Raw genomic sequence first — 14,060 nt, 5'->3', positions numbered from 1 at the left:
TCATGTAATATCTGGCGACATCGAAAGGGGCTGCACAGCAACCCTTTTTGCACTCTTGATCGACTTCAGGGCGGTAGGGGGTATCGGGGGGAAATCGACTTCAGGCTTCGAAAAATGTCGAAGCGCAGGGGCAGCTCGTCGACGCGGTGGGGGCGTTGATGGCGAGACGCAGGGGCCGGCTGCGCGCGACGTGGTGACCACACGGATTCCGCAGTATCGACTGCCGCTCGCACCAAAGGAATCTAGCGATGTCCGAAAACTTCCCGGATCATCCCTCGGCCCTTTCCTCCACACCCACCGACCTCTCCCTGCTGCTGCGTCCGGCCCCGCCCGGCGGGCCCACCGACATGGTGCGCATGCATCCGAGCAACGGCTACCTGCTGTGGGCCGACCTGCCGCCCGTGCTCGTGCTGGGCAGCTCCGGCGGCTCCGGCGCGACCACCACCGCGCTCGGCATCGCGGGCGCGGCCGCCTACGACTACGGCGAGCACTCGCCGGTGGTCGTGGACGCCACCACCACCGGCGGTGACCTCGCCGCGCGCGGGTGCGACACCATCGACGCCGCCGGCACGGTCCAGTCCTGGCTGAACATGGCGCACCGCAGCCTGCCGTCAACGGTCATCGACAGCTGCGGCGAAAACAGTTCCGGCGTAGGCGTTCTGCCGCGCGGGCCCGAAGCGCTGCCCCGTCGCGAGACCTACTCCTCGGTCCACCGGGACCTGGTCGAGGCGGGATGCCTGCCGGTGTACGACGGTGGCGCGCCGGTCACCAGCCGCATGGTCGCGCCGTTGCTGAGCGATTCGCGCATCTCGCTGGTGATCACCCTGGCCGCCCGCCCCGATGCGGTGAACCGGCTGAAACCGGCGCTGATCTGGCTCGACGACAACTACAGCCAGTACCACCTGGCCGACGCGGTCATCGTGGTCACCCGCCAGCATCCCAAGGACGGGCCGCTGGTCACCGAACACGTGCGCAAGTATCTGGGCGACGTGGTCCGCGCGGTCGCCGAGATTCCCTACGACACGCACCTGGGCTCGGGCGGCCCGGTCACCTGGCGGCGGCTGGCCCCGCCGACCCGCGCCGCCTACCGGCAATTGGTCAATCTACTTCGCTAGCCGCACAAGACCATTCGGTTCGTTTGCCGGGTCGGCCCGCGGCGCGAGGGTTGCTGGCAAGATTGCCCCATGAATGCCTACGACGTGACGGTGGGTGGCCCGCGCATCTCGACCGCCGGGGCCTCCGCGCAGGAAGCGTTCGACCTCTGGGCGTCCATCCTGAGCGAATCGATGATGAAATGCTCGATGGAACCGCTCGCCGACGACCCGTTCCACGGCGTCCTCGAGCCCTGCGTGCGCTCGGAACCGATATCGATTGCCCGAGTGGCGAATTCGGACACCCTGGCGCGCCGCACCCAGCGCCACATCGCGGCCTCCGGCGAGCCGTACGTGCTGGCCTGCCTGACCACCGCGGGCGTCTGCGACGTCCGTTGCGGCGGAACCTATCTGCGCTCCCCGGTGGGCACCATGTTCCTGGTCGACGGCGAGCGGCCGCAGGAGGCCATCACCACCGGGTACGAGGGCATCCTGATCCGGGTCCGGCGCGACCTGCTGCTGAGCGCCGCGGGGTTGCGTGACGACCAATTCCCGCTCGCCAGACGATTGCAGCCGATCGGGCACGAAGCCCTGGTGATCGACTTCTTCCGGCGGCTGGTGCACCTGTCGCCCGCGGCGCTGGGCAATACGGCCATGTTGAACTCCGGCATCGGACTGCTCGCGGCCGGACTGGCCCTGGGCGGCGACCAGCTGCCCGACGAATCGGCCGCGAACGCTCTCCTACGCCAGCGGGTGATCGCCTTCCTGAGGGCGCACCTGGGCAACCCGGAGCTGACACCCGACCGGATCGCCGTCGCCTGCGGACTCTCGCGGCGCAAGCTGTTCCGGCTCTTCGCCGATATCGACGGCGGGCCCATGATGCTGCTGCGCCGCATGCGCGCCGAGCGCGCCCGCGAACTGCTGGTCGCGGCCCCCGACCGCACCATCGCGGCGATCGCCGTCGCCTGCGGCTTCACCGGCGACCGAAACTTCTATCGCGTGTTCCGTGCCGAGACCGGTCTGACTCCCCGCGAATACCGCGACCACGTGCTGTCCGTGCGCCCGGCGGTGCATCCGCCGGTGGGTGTGCCGCTGGGTAGCTTCTCGGCGTAATGGCCTGTCGCCGATCGCATGTCACTCGTCGGCGTTGGCGTGTCACCCGTTGGCGGTAGCGATGACCGCTAGATTGCTGTGGGACTGCTGAAAGATTGCGGAGTATTAGCGTGACTCCCATTTCGTGCGGCATCAGAATGAACGGACACGAGTAACCGCGGGAGTGCTGATTTGCTGAAGCTCGGCAGGACGACGACGGCCCCGATCGCGACCGTGCGGGCCCGGGTGCGCGTGGCACTGCGCCGCGGAGTCGACTGTGTGGCAGAGGTCGTCACGTTAGATCACCTCGAGGATCCCGGCGAGCACGTGGCCTTCGTCGTCGAACCCCCGGCCGGGGCGGCGGGAATTCCCTTGGTGCGGGTGCACAGTGAATGATCTGGGTGTCCGAATGGTCCGTTAGCATCGAATGGTTGCTCGGGTACGCGCCATCCGTTCGATCGTCGGGATTCGGCAGGTAGGTGGGATGCGGGTGAGTTCAGGTGCGAAATCGTGTATCCGCGCGGGCGGCGCTGCGCAATTCCGCCGAGCTGCCCCGGCTGCGCACCCTGGCGCTGCTGCGATTGGCGCACGGGCACGCGCTGCGAAAGGAGGGCAGCGAATCCGATCGGGCCATCGGACAGGCCTGGGAGGCTACCGCCGATTGCGTGGCGGGGGACGGTGATCTGGCCGGCTATTGCACACCGGAGTTCCTTCGCATGGAAGCCGCGAACAGCTGGGTGCACCTCGGCAAGCCGGAAGCGGCGGTGGAGACGTTGCTGAAAGCGCTGCCGCTGTGGCAGATCGAGGATCGCCGCGATCTGGGGCGGGATCTGGCCCTGCTGGCGGTGGCGCAGTCGCGGACCGGTCAGGCCGATACGCGCTGGAGGCGGCCCGGCACGCGCTCGTGATCGCCTCAGAGACGCACTCCAGCCGGACCCTGCGGCAATTGCACCGGCTGCCCGAGGATTTGACCGGTGCCGGGGGCGCCGACCAAGCGCGGGAGTTGCGCACTATTCTCCATCGCACGCTGCGTGCGCAGCGCTGATAATGCGAGGTTGATTTGCTGAAAATTAGCAGAATGTCGGAGTCGGGTGTCACCCGAGGTCGCACCGGCTGTCGCCAGATGTCGGTCGAAGCGACCTTTGCGTTTCGGTGTCCACTCTGACATGCAGAAACTGTTAGCGTTGATCTTGTTCGAATGCATCTCACGAGACATGGATTCGAGGACAGATGAAGAATGCCGGTAAGTTGCCAACCCTGGGCATCGCCGCCCTGCTGCTGACCTTCATCGGGCTGCTGCTCATCGGGCCCGTCGCCGCCGGATTCCTGATCCAGGCGAGCGCCGGGGGACCCGCCGACCTCACGACGTTCGTCCCGCTGATCGCGATGGCGCTCGTGGTGGCCTTCGCGCTGGGTGCGGGCGGGTGGATGTTCTGGACGCTGCTACGACGCTGAGATCGATTGCGGGATCACGGATCCGCCGTCACCACGGCGGCCACGGTGGGGACCGCCAGGCAACTGTGGAGGACGACCACCCGGATCGGGAGGTCGGCCTCCCGGTTCGCCCGGCGAGATCGCCTCAGGCGAAGTTCTTTTCGATCAACTGGGTGACCACCGAGGGGTAGCGGTCGGGGAAGTCCATGGGCACGATGCCGTAGTGCGCGGCCTGGCCGCGGTGCGCGGTGAGGTAGGCGTCGACCTTCGGCATGATGGCCGCGGCATTGTCCTTGGGCCAGGCGTTGTCGGCGAAACTGGTGAAGTTGATGTATTCGACGGTGTTGGCGGGATCGCCCGCGGCTTTGTCGAAACAGTCGCGGACGTAGTCGAATTTGTCGCCGCCGGAGGAACCGAAGTTCGAGGAGCCCGAATCCAGTCCGGCCAGTCCGCGGTCCTTGTACCGGTCCTGCAAATAGATGCGATCGGTGCTGAACACGCCGTTGTCGCCACCCGGCCACTGCAGACAGCCCAGGGAGTTCGCGAACTGCGCGATGAGCACGATCCGGCCGCGCGCCTCGCCGAGCGTGGGGAAGCGGTTCTCCAGCCAGAACAGCGAGCGGTAACCCTTGGCGTCCAGGTAGCCGTTGAAGATTCGCTCGAAGTTCGAGCCCACGTCGTTATTGGTGCCGTCTTCCTTCTTGACGCGCATGATCAGGACCTCGCCCGGATTGCGGGCCAGGAAGGTCCGGCACTGATCGAGCACGGTGTCGAAGGTGATGCCCTGGTAGAAGCCGCTGTGGTAGACGCCGAAGGAGTCGGTGGTGTGGTCCTGCAGGCCGTTGCAGCGCATGTCGAGGAACCGGATGCCGTGGGAGAACTGGTCGGGCAGCGACCAGTTCTGGGTGTGGGACCATTCGGTGCCGTTGGCCGGATCGGTGGCGCAGGAATCGTGGGTGCCGGGAATGGTGAGACGCAGCAGCGGGGTGGTGTCGGCCAGCGCCGCCATCCACGCCTGCGGGGCTGCCGCCACGGTCCGGGCGTGCGGAATCGCCTGGGCCGCAGCGCCGGTCAGGCCGGTGGCGACCGTGCCGGCGACGGCGGCCAGGGTGGTGCGGGCGAAGTCTCGGCGCGTCAGGCTCATAGAGCGGGGAGCCTAACCTGGACGACGGTCCAAGATCACCGAATTGCTCGAATCGGTGTGGGTCAGCCTTGTTCCGTGCTCAACGTGATGGTCGTCCAGCCGCCCACATGGATGCGATCGCCGTCCCGCAGGGGAATGGCGGTCTTGGGCGCGATCGGGGTCGGACTCTCGTTGATGCAGGTGCCGTTGGTGGACCCGAGATCGGTGACGGTCAGCGTGCCGCCACTGATATGGAGGATCGCGTGCGACCGCGACACCGCGATATCGGCGGGCGCGACCGACAGATCGATATCCGGGTGCACGCCCTGCGAGACACTGCGCTTCCCGATCAGGATATTTGGCCCCCGCAACGGGATTCGGCGATCGGGGTAGTAGTCGGGGAAGTCGACCCGGTCCAGGTCCGGACCCTTCTGAGCCTGCATGCGCGCGTAGTGCCCCGGATCGGCGGTCACCGTCGCCACCCAGACCGGCCCGCCGTTCGGGTTCTCCCGGGTCTCGCCCTCGGTTTGCGCGGTCGACCCCTCGGGCTCCCCGACGGTCCCCGCCGACTGCTCGTCCCCGCTCGACGCGGTCGGCGCGGGCGGTGGCGGCGGCAGCGCCGAATCGTGTCCGCAGTTCTCACAGAACCGCCCCTCGGCGGGCACCCCGCAGGACGGGCACAGCGCCGGAGGCGGTGCGGCGGTGGCCGGCCCGTCCCCGACCGGTGCGCCACAGGTGTCGCAATAGTCGCTGGCGGTGGTCTCGTGCCCGTCGGTGCAGAACGCCATCACGGCTCCTTGCGGACGCGGGCCGTCTTCGTGGAGCGCACGTCGAGGGCCATCTCGTCGGCGGGATCGACCTTGTTGCGCAGCCGGATGGTGCCGGTGCGCTCGTCGACCACGTCGACCACACTGAGCAGCAGCTTGGCGGTGTTCTCATTGCCGGACTCGGTGGCCAGGTGGTACGCGCGCTGGAGTTTGGCGGTGGCCGTGGCGAAGTCGCCCTGCTTGCGCGCGGCCAGGCCCTCCTGCACGGTCTGAGCCAGTTCGGCCTGCCCGGTGTAGTGGGCGACGCGGCGGCTGATGATCGCCGACTTGTCGGTGTCGGTGGTCCAGGCCGCCTTGACCAGACCCTGCCCGAGGATCTCGCCGTCGGCCAGCACGCTCACCCGCGCGGTCAGCTTCTCCCGACCGGCTGCGGCGGGCTCCACATCGAGCTGCACGTGGTAGTCGCGATCCTCCGCGCCCCACGAACCCAGCGCGTACTCGCCGATCTGCGGACCCGCCTCGACGCGGCGCGCGGTGAGGTCCTCGATGAACGGCGCGACCTGCTTGATGAACGCGATCCGCGCGCCCACCGGCGTCCACACCCGCAGCGTGAGCTCCGGAATCGCCTTCTCCATGGAGGTTTCCATCATGGCCGCGAAATCCTGGGCCAGCTGGTCCGCGGTCTTCACGATGTCGACGGTGCCGTGCAGCGCGGAGGCGATGGCGCGCAGCTCGTTCACCTCCCAGTCCGCGCCGACGCCGCGGCAGTCGCAGGTGAAGACGCCCGTCGACAACCGGATCTCCTCGGCCAGCCGCTCCGGCGTCTCGTGCTCGTTGCGGCCGTCGGTGAGCAGGATGGCGTGCACCATCGCGTCCGGATGCTGCTTGGCGATCAGCCGCGACAGGCCCAGCCAGGTGCCGATGGCGGTGCCGCCGTGCGGGGACAGCTTGTCCAGGGCGCGACGGGCATTGGCGCGCTCCTGCCGGCTCGCCACCGCGGACGCGCCGCTGTGCGGGTACACCACCTGCGCCTTGTCGGTGCCCTCCACGATCGCGAACCGGGTGCCGTCGGGCATGACGTCCAGGGCGGCCAGGGTGGCCTGGCGCGCGCCCGCGAACTTGCCCGCGCCGCCCATCGAGCCCGAGGTGTCGATGATCAGGATCTCGACCCGGGGCGCGGGCGCCACCGATACCACCAGATCGTCGGTGGCCTCCACGGTCACGATGGCGTCGACCGTGCGCGCGCCCTCGGCGAGGAATTCGTTCTGATCGACGGCGACCGAAAGGCCTTGGTTCTCAGCGGAAGTCACGGGGTGTCTCCTGACGGTGCGAGGGAGGGGACGGGGACGAGCGCGACGGTGATGTTGTCCTTGCCGCCCGCGCCGAGCGCGTGCTCCACCAGGGCGCGCGCCGCGAGCAGGGCGGGCTGCGAGCTGGTGAAGCGGGACAGGGCCGCCGCCTCGGGGAGGTAGTTCCACAGGCCGTCGCTGCACAGCAGCAGAACGCCGGGTTCGCTGGTGCGCAGGGTGCGCACGCAGCTGGGGGACCACTGGTGCTCGGAATCGGCGCCGAGCCAGCGGGTGAGCACGTGCGCGTGCGGGCCGTCCATCGCGGTGGCCGCGTCCAGCAGGCCGTTGTCCACCATGGCCTGGGCCAGGGTGTCGTCGACGGTGAGGCGTTCGGAGTCGTCACCCGGGCGCAGCCAATAGGCCCGGCTGTCACCGACGTTCGCGACCGTGACGGCCGCGCCGCCGTCGGGCTGGAACTGCACGATCGCCGAGACGTAGGTGCAGGACGGGGACTTGCCGTCCGGGGTGCCCACGGCCTTGACCGCGTCGGCGGCGGCGGTGAGCCCGACCAGGGCGCAGTCCTCGGCGGACCGGCCGGCCGCGAGCGCGGCCAGGGTGGCGTCCAGGCCCGCGCGGACCGCCGCGCCCGAGGCCGCCTGCGGATCCTCGGAGGTGGACACCCCGTCGCAGACCGCGATCACCGCGGTGGCGGGACGATCCGGCGACGCGCTGTCGAGCACGGCCGCGGCGACCGCGTCCTCGTTGCGGGCATGCAGCAGACCACGATCGGTGACCAGGCACGCCGTGCCCAGATCCGCCTCGAAGCGATCGCGCTCCGGGCCCAGCTCACCGCAACTGGCGCAGTACCCGTCCGGATCGAAAGCCGTGCCCCCGCAGCCGTGGCAGTCGGGCGCGGGACCCGCCGCGAAACCGGTGCCGTCGCCGCCCTCGCGGCGCGCGTTGCGGGCCGCGTCGGCCACCGGCACCGTGGAGCCGGACCCGGGCCGGAACTCCGTGGGCGGCAGCGCGATCAGCCGGACCCCGAGTTTGCTCCCACACGCCTCGCAGAAGCGGTCGGTGTCCGCGGCGAAGGTGCCGCAGCGCGGGCAGCGGGCCGTCACAGCAGCGTCCTCGGGCGCACGGCATTGGCCTGTTCCACCAGGGCGATGCGCTCCCACATGTCGTCGGTCTCGTGCGCGAGATCGCGATAGCAGCGTTCCAAACCGGTCCGTACCCCTTGTTGATCGAGCGCCACCCCCAGCAGCGGGGAGTGGTCGGTGGGCACCCTGCCCAGGCGCAGCCAGCGCAGCGCCGCGTCCAGGACTCGCAGCCGGGCCTGGGCGGCACGGCGTTTCGAGTCCAGGGTCAGCTTGCCGATCCGGGTTCCCGCGTCGCGCACCAGTTGTTCGGTGAGCTCGGCGGGATCGTTCACGGCCAGCAAGGTCTCGACGGCGGTGACACCCGCCTCGGTGTGCACCGCCGAAGCGGCGTCGACCTGGTCCAGCACCGCGACCGCGCCCGGGCCGTCACCGGCCGCGCGACGCGAGCGGGCGGCGCCGAAGGCCGCGCTGGTGAAGGTGCGGTCGGTACGCCACACCAGGTCGTAATAGGTTTCCGCGCGGGCGGCTTCGGCCTCGGCGCCGTCGGCGGCCAGGAGTTCGGCGGTGACGGCCAGGGCCAGCTTCGGGGCGGCCTCACCCGGCAGCGCGCTGTAGAGGGCGTCGAATTCGGCGGTGGCGGCGGCCCAATCGCGTTGCAGCAGGCGGGCCTGACCCGCGAACCAGGTCAGCCGCCAGTCCCCGGCGAGGGTGGACTCCACCTCGTCGAGGCGGCGCAGGGCGTCGTCGGCGTCACCGAATTCCAGTGCGGCGCGGATCAATCGGAGCGGGATCTCGACCGACTCGGACTGGCCGGTGACCACCGACTGCAGGCCCGCGTTGATCTCGCGCTCCAGGTCCTCGGGGGTGACCGCGCTGGTCGAGGCGAGCAGGGCGGCGCCGCTGTCACCCGGATCGATCAGCGGGACCGGCAGCGCGGCGATGATGTCGCGCGGGTCGTCGGGCAGCCGGTCACCGACGCCGAACACCCCGCGCGGCGGGCCGAACCGGGTGGACAGGCCCGGCCGGGGCCGTCCGTCCTCGCGGGCCAGCACCTCGCGCAGCACGCCGGTGAGCTGATCGCCCATCTCGGTCATCGAGGTGAACCGCGCGTCGGGGTCGATGTCGGTGGCGCGCAGCAGGAATCGGTAGAGCGATTCGTGGCGGGCCATCAGCGGTTCGGCGTCCGGACCGGGCAGCGGGCCCAGCTCGTTGTTCACCGGCGGGATCCGCATGATCAGCGCCGCCAGTGTGCGGCCCACCGTGTACACCTCGGAGGCCACGGTCGGCCCGGTCCGGGCGATCTCCTTGGCCTGATAACCCGGTGTGCCGTAGATGGTTTCGGTCTGATCGTGCAGGCCGATCACCGCGCCCAGGTCGATGAGCTTGAGCTGCTCCTCGGTCTGCATCACGTTGTCGGGCTTGAAATCGCAGTAGGCCAGGCCGCGATCGTGCAGGTACTCCAGGGCGGGCAGCATCTCCAGGATGTAGGCGATGGCGCGCGCGGGCCGCAGGTACTGCTGATCGGCGGTGCGCTGCTCGCGCAGGATCTGCTTGAGCGACTTGCCGCCCACGTACTCCATGACGATGTAGCCGACCGGCTTGCCGTCGGGACCGGTGTCCTCGGCGAAGTTGTAGATCCGCACGATGTTCGGGTGATCGACCTGCGCGAGGAACCGCTTCTCGGCCACCGCCGCCCGCATGGCGTCGGCGTCACCGGTATTGAGCAGGCCCTTGAGCACCACCGGGCGGTTGTCGACCTTGTGGTCCACCGCCAGGTAGATCCAGCCCAGGCCGCCGTGCGCGAGCGGGCCCAGCACCTGGTACTGGCCGCCGACCAGATCGGCGCTCGACAGCTTGGGGGTGAAGGAGAAGCGGGTGCCGCAGTGCGCGCAGAACCCCTCGGCGCGGCCCGGCTCGCCATTGCGGCTGCGGCCCACCGGGCGGCCGCACTTGCCGCAGTCACGGTGGTGCTCGGGCACTTCCGGGTCGGCGAGGACCGCTTCGGTGGGATCGCGGCGGGGGACCGAGGGGACCTTCACCATGCCCGCGCCCAGGCGGCCGCGGCTCGCGCCGGAGGAACCGGAGCGGCCGGTGCGGACCGAACGCCCGCTGCGGGAGGCCCGGCTGGTAGCCGTGGATCCGGTGCCGGTGGTCGCGCTACTGGCCTGCGCGGTGGTGGCGAGTGCCGAGACCGGGGCGGGAGCGCTGCCGCAGACATCGCAGTAGCCGTCGAGAATCGTTCCCGTGCAACCGGGTTCGGTGCAGCTGTCGGACGCCGCGCCGCTCGCGCCGGCCGGGATGCCCGTGCTCGTGACCGGGCTGCCGGTCGCCGCACCCCCGGTGCTCAGTGTGGCCGCCCCCGGGCTCGGGGCGGTGCCGCAGACGGTGCAGTACCCGTCCTCGATGGTCCCGGTGCAGCCGGGCTCGGTGCAGTTCATGATCGCCTCCCCGATTTCTGCGCGATGAGCTGGCGGTAGTCCGTGATGGCGCGGGTGACCGCGGCCAGGTCGCAGGGCCGGCGCGCCAGCAGTCCGGCGGCGATGCGACTCGAGGCCAGCACATCCTGTTGCTCGCTGACCCCCAGGCGCGCGGCCTTGGCACGATAGGAGCTGAAGCGTCCCTTCAGTTCCAGTCGCCGGTCGAGCAGCCCCTGGGCCAGTTGCTCGTTGTGGGTCGCGGTGTCGAGGGCGGCGGCGATGCGCTGGCGCAGCTCCCACAGCGCGGCCGGGGTGGGCTGCTCGGCGTCGAGCGCGGTCAATTCCGCGCTGTAGACGGAGCTGTCGTCGGCGTGGCGGGGCAGGGGCGCGGCCAGGATGATGCTCTCCACTTCGGCGCGCGCGTGGTCGGCGCGCTCATAGGTCTTGCGCAGCACGTCGATCAGCGTCCGCACGCGTTCGACCGCGGTGTCCCAATCCGCGGACATGGCCCGCAGATCGGCCAGGACGGCCGCGGCCTCGCGCATGCGGCGCGACAGCTCGGTCAACCGGCGGTCCAGGGCGTCCGGCGCCAGCGCGAGCGGATCGGTGGCGACCTGGACCGACAGTTCGTCGAGATCGACGGCCAGCGAACGCAATTGCGGCATCGCCGAGCCGGCCCGATCCAGTTCCGCGCGCAGCGGCGCGACCTCGGCCATCACCCGATCGTTGACCGCCTCCACGGCCTCGAGCACCCGCACCACGACCGGGAAGGCCGCGTGCATGCGCTCGAGCAGTTCGGCGATCCCGATCAGCTGGACCTGTTCGCGGGGCCCGCCCAGCGCGCGCTGCGACATGGGTATCGCGGTGCGCGCCAGCTCGATCGGCTGCCCGCGCAGCAGCCGGGTCAGCTCCTCGCGGTCGAGGGCGTCCAGTCGCCGCCGGGCCCGCGCGGACCGCGCGCGATCCAGCACCGTGCCCAGGCGGCCGAAGTCCTCCCACAGCAGTTCCAGCGCCGCGCGGGCCGGAGCCCAGCGCTGCTCGGTCACGCCGGTGGGCGGGAACCGCCGCAGCAGGACCAGACCGGGATGCTTGTCCAGTTCCACCAGGGTCGCGGCGATGATCTCGATCTCGCGGGCGCGCTCGGCGATGTCGCGATCGATCTCGGCGACGCTGAGAATGTGCCCCGGATTCGGTTGCATGGCCGAGCTCAATCGCTGTACTTGGGCGCCGGGGGACCGTTGGACGGCCCGAGCACGCTCAGCCGCTTGTTGTAGAGCCGCTGCCAGGTGCCGTCATTGCGCACCCGTTCCAGGACGCCGTTGACGAAGCGTACGAAATCGGTGGCCTGCTGCTGGATCCCGATGGCGTAGTTGTCCGAGGCCATGGCGTCGCCGACCACCTCGAGATTCGGGTCCTGGATCTTCAGGCCGTACAGCAGCGGCAGGTCGGTGCTGGCGGCGTCGACCTCGCCCTGTTGCAGCGCGGTCAGGCAGTCCAGCCAGTTGTCGATGCCGATCACGATGGGGCGCTGCGGGAGCGCGAAGACCGCGTCGAGGGTGGTCGAGTTGGGGATGCCGCACACCTTCTTGCCGCCCAGGTCGGCGGCCGAGCGGATACCCGAGCCCTTGGTCACCAGAACCCGCTGGTCGGTCTCGAAGTAGACCGTGGAGAACTGGATGTCCTTGCGGCGCGCGCAGGTCGCGGTGAAGCTCTGCACCACCATGTCGACCTGACCCTTGGTCAGCGCCTGCACCCGGTTCGCGGTCTCGATGGGCTTGAGCTCCACCCGGTCAGGATCGCCGAACAGGTCCCGGGCCACCTCGTGCGCCAGATCGATATCGAAGCCCTCGATCTCGCCGGTCGCCGGATTGCGGTAGCCGAACAGGAATTCGTTCTGGTTCACCCCGACCCGGACCTTGCCGTTGGCGACGATGGCCGCCATGGTCGATCCGGCCGGCATGGAACCCGGCTGCGGCTGCGCGCCCTGCGGCCGCAGGCTCGCGGTCGGGTTGCAGGACTGGTCGATCCGCTGGTTGGGGCCGGCGGTCAGCACCTTCGCCCCGGCGGGCAGCCGGTTGTCGGGAGGCAGCTGGAAGGGTGGGGCCTCCGGCGTCGAACCGCACGCGGCGGCCAGCAGCGCCACCGCCGCCAGCACCATGATCCGCATCCGCTTCACAAGAACTCCTTCAACCGTGGCCACACCCCGACGACGATCGAGCCCGCCGCCGCCAGCAGCAGCGCCAGCGTGCCCAGGGGACTCAGGGTGAGAGCATTTCCGGCCGTGTTCACATCGTCGCGCACTTCCTGGCGCGTGCGCTCGAGTTCGGTCTTCAAGGCGGCATCGAGCGCGGCGAACTGCGCGGCGGATCCGGTGCCGTCGGCCTTCACGGTCTGGTCCACCGCGCCTCGATAGTTATTGCTCAAATAGGCGGCCACTTCCTTCTGATGGCCGTCCTGCCAGCCGGAGAAGGCCTTGGACGCGGGTGAGTCCGGGCTCACCAGATCACCCAGATCGGCGCGCAGTTTCGCGCTGCCCGCGGCGAAGCGGTCCTCGCTGGACTTGCTGTCGCTGCGGGTGATCAGCTGCAGGGTCTCCTCGGTGCGGGCCTGCTGGGCCAGAATCCGGGCCTGCGCGATCTTCTCGAAGCGGGCGGTCGCGCCGGTGTTGATCGACGCGGAGGCCGCGATGGTGGTGGTCAGAATCCAGAGCAGGGCGATCGTCGTGAGGCCCGCGGCGGCTACCACGCCCGGATTGATCCAGCGGTTGGTGCGGTTCACCAGCAGCCAGGAGCCGTAGCCGCAGGCCGCCAGCAAGAGAACCAGCAGGCCCACGCTCCACAGCGGCAGGCCGGTGATGGCGCGCTGGTCGCGGTGCAGTTGATCGAGGCGGATGCCCTCCAGCTCGGCCGCGTTCGTCAGCAGCGAGCCCTGCATGAGGGCCGAGGCCTGGCGCAGGTAGGCGGAACCGACCGGCAGGCCCTGGCGGTTATTGGCGCGGGCCGCCTCGACATAGCCGGTGTAACTGGGCAATTCGGACGAGATCTTGGCGAGGATGGTGCGCGTCTCGTTGTCCGAGGCGCCGGTGGTGGCCTCGGCCAGCGCGGCCGCCGCGTCGGTGAGCGCGTTCTCGTAGCGCATCCGGACCTCGGGCGACTCGATGCCGCCGGACAGGTACGCGGTGGAGGCCGCGGCGTCGGCGGTCGACAGCGCCACATAGAGGCGTTGCGCGGCATTCGCCAGCGGCTCGGTGTGCGCCAGCACGGTGTCGTGGCGAGAGAGCTTGGCGCTCTGCTGATTCGCCGTCACCAGGCCGCCGATCAAGGCGAGCAGGGCGAGGGCCGCGCCCACCGCGCCGATGACACCCGGTGCGGTGCGCGCCAGGCGTCGCGTCCATTCCGCGGCATTGCGAATGGTCGCCGGTAAGCGACTCCTCAACTCCGATTCCCCCGTTCGACGGGCCGGTACTCCCCGTATGGCCAGATCGTACGGGAGCGATCGCATGCTGTCGATCGAGTTCCGAACGGTTGGAATTCGATTGTTCGGGAGCCGATTTCGAATGTCCGCGCATTCGTGACCGGACCGTGAAATCCAGATTTCACCGCTGGTAATCGCCGGGAAACGTTCCGGCGCAACGGGCGATTCACTTGGTGTGACTCAGACACCTTATGTCACAACGTCATCAGTTCGGGACTGATGCCACAGTATCCCAATTCCCGCAATCCGAGACTTCGAATATCGGGAAGCGGA

At 69.6% G+C, this 14,060-nt stretch carries 13 protein-coding genes; 5 read left to right on the top strand and 8 right to left on the bottom strand.

The window, feature by feature from the left end:
* The first annotated feature begins 248 nt into the window (after nucleotides 1-248).
* From ACQP06_RS22450 to ACQP06_RS22430, 5 genes are all read left to right on the top strand, one after another.
* Nucleotides 249-1,115 (top strand): MinD/ParA family ATP-binding protein, encoded by an 867-nt coding sequence (locus tag ACQP06_RS22450; RefSeq protein WP_433666452.1) that lies wholly within the window; start codon nucleotides 249-251, stop codon nucleotides 1,113-1,115.
* A 69-nt stretch (nucleotides 1,116-1,184) separates the two neighbouring features.
* Nucleotides 1,185-2,204, top strand: a complete 1,020-nt coding sequence (locus tag ACQP06_RS22445) for an AraC family transcriptional regulator (protein ID WP_433666451.1) — start codon at nucleotides 1,185-1,187, stop codon at nucleotides 2,202-2,204.
* A gap of 171 nt (nucleotides 2,205-2,375) precedes the next feature.
* On the top strand, nucleotides 2,376-2,579 hold the full coding sequence (locus ACQP06_RS22440) for a hypothetical protein (RefSeq protein WP_433666450.1): 204 nt from the start codon (nucleotides 2,376-2,378) through the stop codon (nucleotides 2,577-2,579).
* Nucleotides 2,580-2,683: 104 nt separating this feature from the next.
* The gene (locus ACQP06_RS22435; protein ID WP_433666449.1) at nucleotides 2,684-3,091 is read left to right on the top strand and encodes a hypothetical protein; all 408 of its coding nucleotides are present in this window, start codon (nucleotides 2,684-2,686) and stop codon (nucleotides 3,089-3,091) included.
* Between the two features lie 322 nt (nucleotides 3,092-3,413).
* On the top strand, nucleotides 3,414-3,638 hold the full coding sequence (locus tag ACQP06_RS22430) for a hypothetical protein (RefSeq protein ID WP_433666448.1): 225 nt from the start codon (nucleotides 3,414-3,416) through the stop codon (nucleotides 3,636-3,638).
* Nucleotides 3,639-3,762: 124 nt separating this feature from the next.
* Here ACQP06_RS22430 and ACQP06_RS22425 read toward each other — a convergent pair whose 3' ends face one another.
* The 8 genes from ACQP06_RS22425 to ACQP06_RS22390 all read right to left on the bottom strand — a co-directional run bounded on the left by ACQP06_RS22425 (nucleotide 3,763) and on the right by ACQP06_RS22390 (nucleotide 13,748).
* Nucleotides 3,763-4,761 (bottom strand): phosphatidylinositol-specific phospholipase C, encoded by a 999-nt coding sequence (locus ACQP06_RS22425; protein WP_433666447.1) that lies wholly within the window; start codon nucleotides 4,759-4,761, stop codon nucleotides 3,763-3,765.
* 62 nt (nucleotides 4,762-4,823) lie between these two features.
* Complete coding sequence (locus ACQP06_RS22420; RefSeq protein ID WP_433666446.1) at nucleotides 4,824-5,528, bottom strand: FHA domain-containing protein; 705 nt, start codon at nucleotides 5,526-5,528, stop codon at nucleotides 4,824-4,826.
* Nucleotides 5,528-6,817: a vWA domain-containing protein gene (locus tag ACQP06_RS22415; protein ID WP_433666445.1), complete on the bottom strand. Its 1,290-nt coding sequence runs from the start codon at nucleotides 6,815-6,817 to the stop codon at nucleotides 5,528-5,530. Before ACQP06_RS22415 ends, ACQP06_RS22420 begins: the two co-directional genes overlap by 1 nt.
* On the bottom strand, nucleotides 6,814-7,917 hold the full coding sequence (locus ACQP06_RS22410) for a PP2C family serine/threonine-protein phosphatase (RefSeq protein WP_433666444.1): 1,104 nt from the start codon (nucleotides 7,915-7,917) through the stop codon (nucleotides 6,814-6,816). Before ACQP06_RS22410 ends, ACQP06_RS22415 begins: the two co-directional genes overlap by 4 nt.
* The gene (locus ACQP06_RS22405) at nucleotides 7,914-10,334 is read right to left on the bottom strand and encodes a tetratricopeptide repeat protein (RefSeq protein ID WP_433666443.1); all 2,421 of its coding nucleotides are present in this window, start codon (nucleotides 10,332-10,334) and stop codon (nucleotides 7,914-7,916) included. Before ACQP06_RS22405 ends, ACQP06_RS22410 begins: the two co-directional genes overlap by 4 nt.
* On the bottom strand, nucleotides 10,331-11,512 hold the full coding sequence (locus ACQP06_RS22400; protein WP_433666442.1) for a hypothetical protein: 1,182 nt from the start codon (nucleotides 11,510-11,512) through the stop codon (nucleotides 10,331-10,333). Before ACQP06_RS22400 ends, ACQP06_RS22405 begins: the two co-directional genes overlap by 4 nt.
* A gap of 8 nt (nucleotides 11,513-11,520) precedes the next feature.
* Complete coding sequence (locus tag ACQP06_RS22395) at nucleotides 11,521-12,480, bottom strand: glutamate ABC transporter substrate-binding protein (protein ID WP_433673404.1); 960 nt, start codon at nucleotides 12,478-12,480, stop codon at nucleotides 11,521-11,523.
* Between the two features lie 5 nt (nucleotides 12,481-12,485).
* On the bottom strand, nucleotides 12,486-13,748 hold the full coding sequence (locus ACQP06_RS22390) for a hypothetical protein (RefSeq protein ID WP_433666441.1): 1,263 nt from the start codon (nucleotides 13,746-13,748) through the stop codon (nucleotides 12,486-12,488).
* Between the last annotated feature and the right edge of the window lie 312 nt (nucleotides 13,749-14,060).

It is taken from the genome of Nocardia sp. CA-136227, from assembly GCF_050955695.1.
Taxonomy (GTDB): Bacteria; Actinomycetota; Actinomycetes; order Mycobacteriales; family Mycobacteriaceae; genus Nocardia.
This window is presented reverse-complemented; position numbering and strand designations above follow the sequence as displayed.

Bases quoted from the DNA above. Each gene is read 5' to 3' on its own strand.
- ACQP06_RS22445 (WP_433666451.1), top strand. From the start codon at position 1,185: ATGAATGCCTACGACGTGACGGTGGGTGGCCCGCGCATCTCGACCGCC.
- ACQP06_RS22425 (WP_433666447.1), bottom strand. From the start codon at position 4,761: ATGAGCCTGACGCGCCGAGACTTCGCCCGCACCACCCTGGCCGCCGTC.
- ACQP06_RS22420 (WP_433666446.1), bottom strand. From the start codon at position 5,528: ATGGCGTTCTGCACCGACGGGCACGAGACCACCGCCAGCGACTATTGC.
- ACQP06_RS22405 (WP_433666443.1), bottom strand. From the start codon at position 10,334: ATGAACTGCACCGAGCCCGGCTGCACCGGGACCATCGAGGACGGGTAC.
- ACQP06_RS22400 (WP_433666442.1), bottom strand. From the start codon at position 11,512: ATGCAACCGAATCCGGGGCACATTCTCAGCGTCGCCGAGATCGATCGC.
- ACQP06_RS22430 (WP_433666448.1), top strand. From the start codon at position 3,414: ATGAAGAATGCCGGTAAGTTGCCAACCCTGGGCATCGCCGCCCTGCTG.
- ACQP06_RS22395 (WP_433673404.1), bottom strand. From the start codon at position 12,480: ATGCGGATCATGGTGCTGGCGGCGGTGGCGCTGCTGGCCGCCGCGTGC.
- ACQP06_RS22450 (WP_433666452.1), top strand. From the start codon at position 249: ATGTCCGAAAACTTCCCGGATCATCCCTCGGCCCTTTCCTCCACACCC.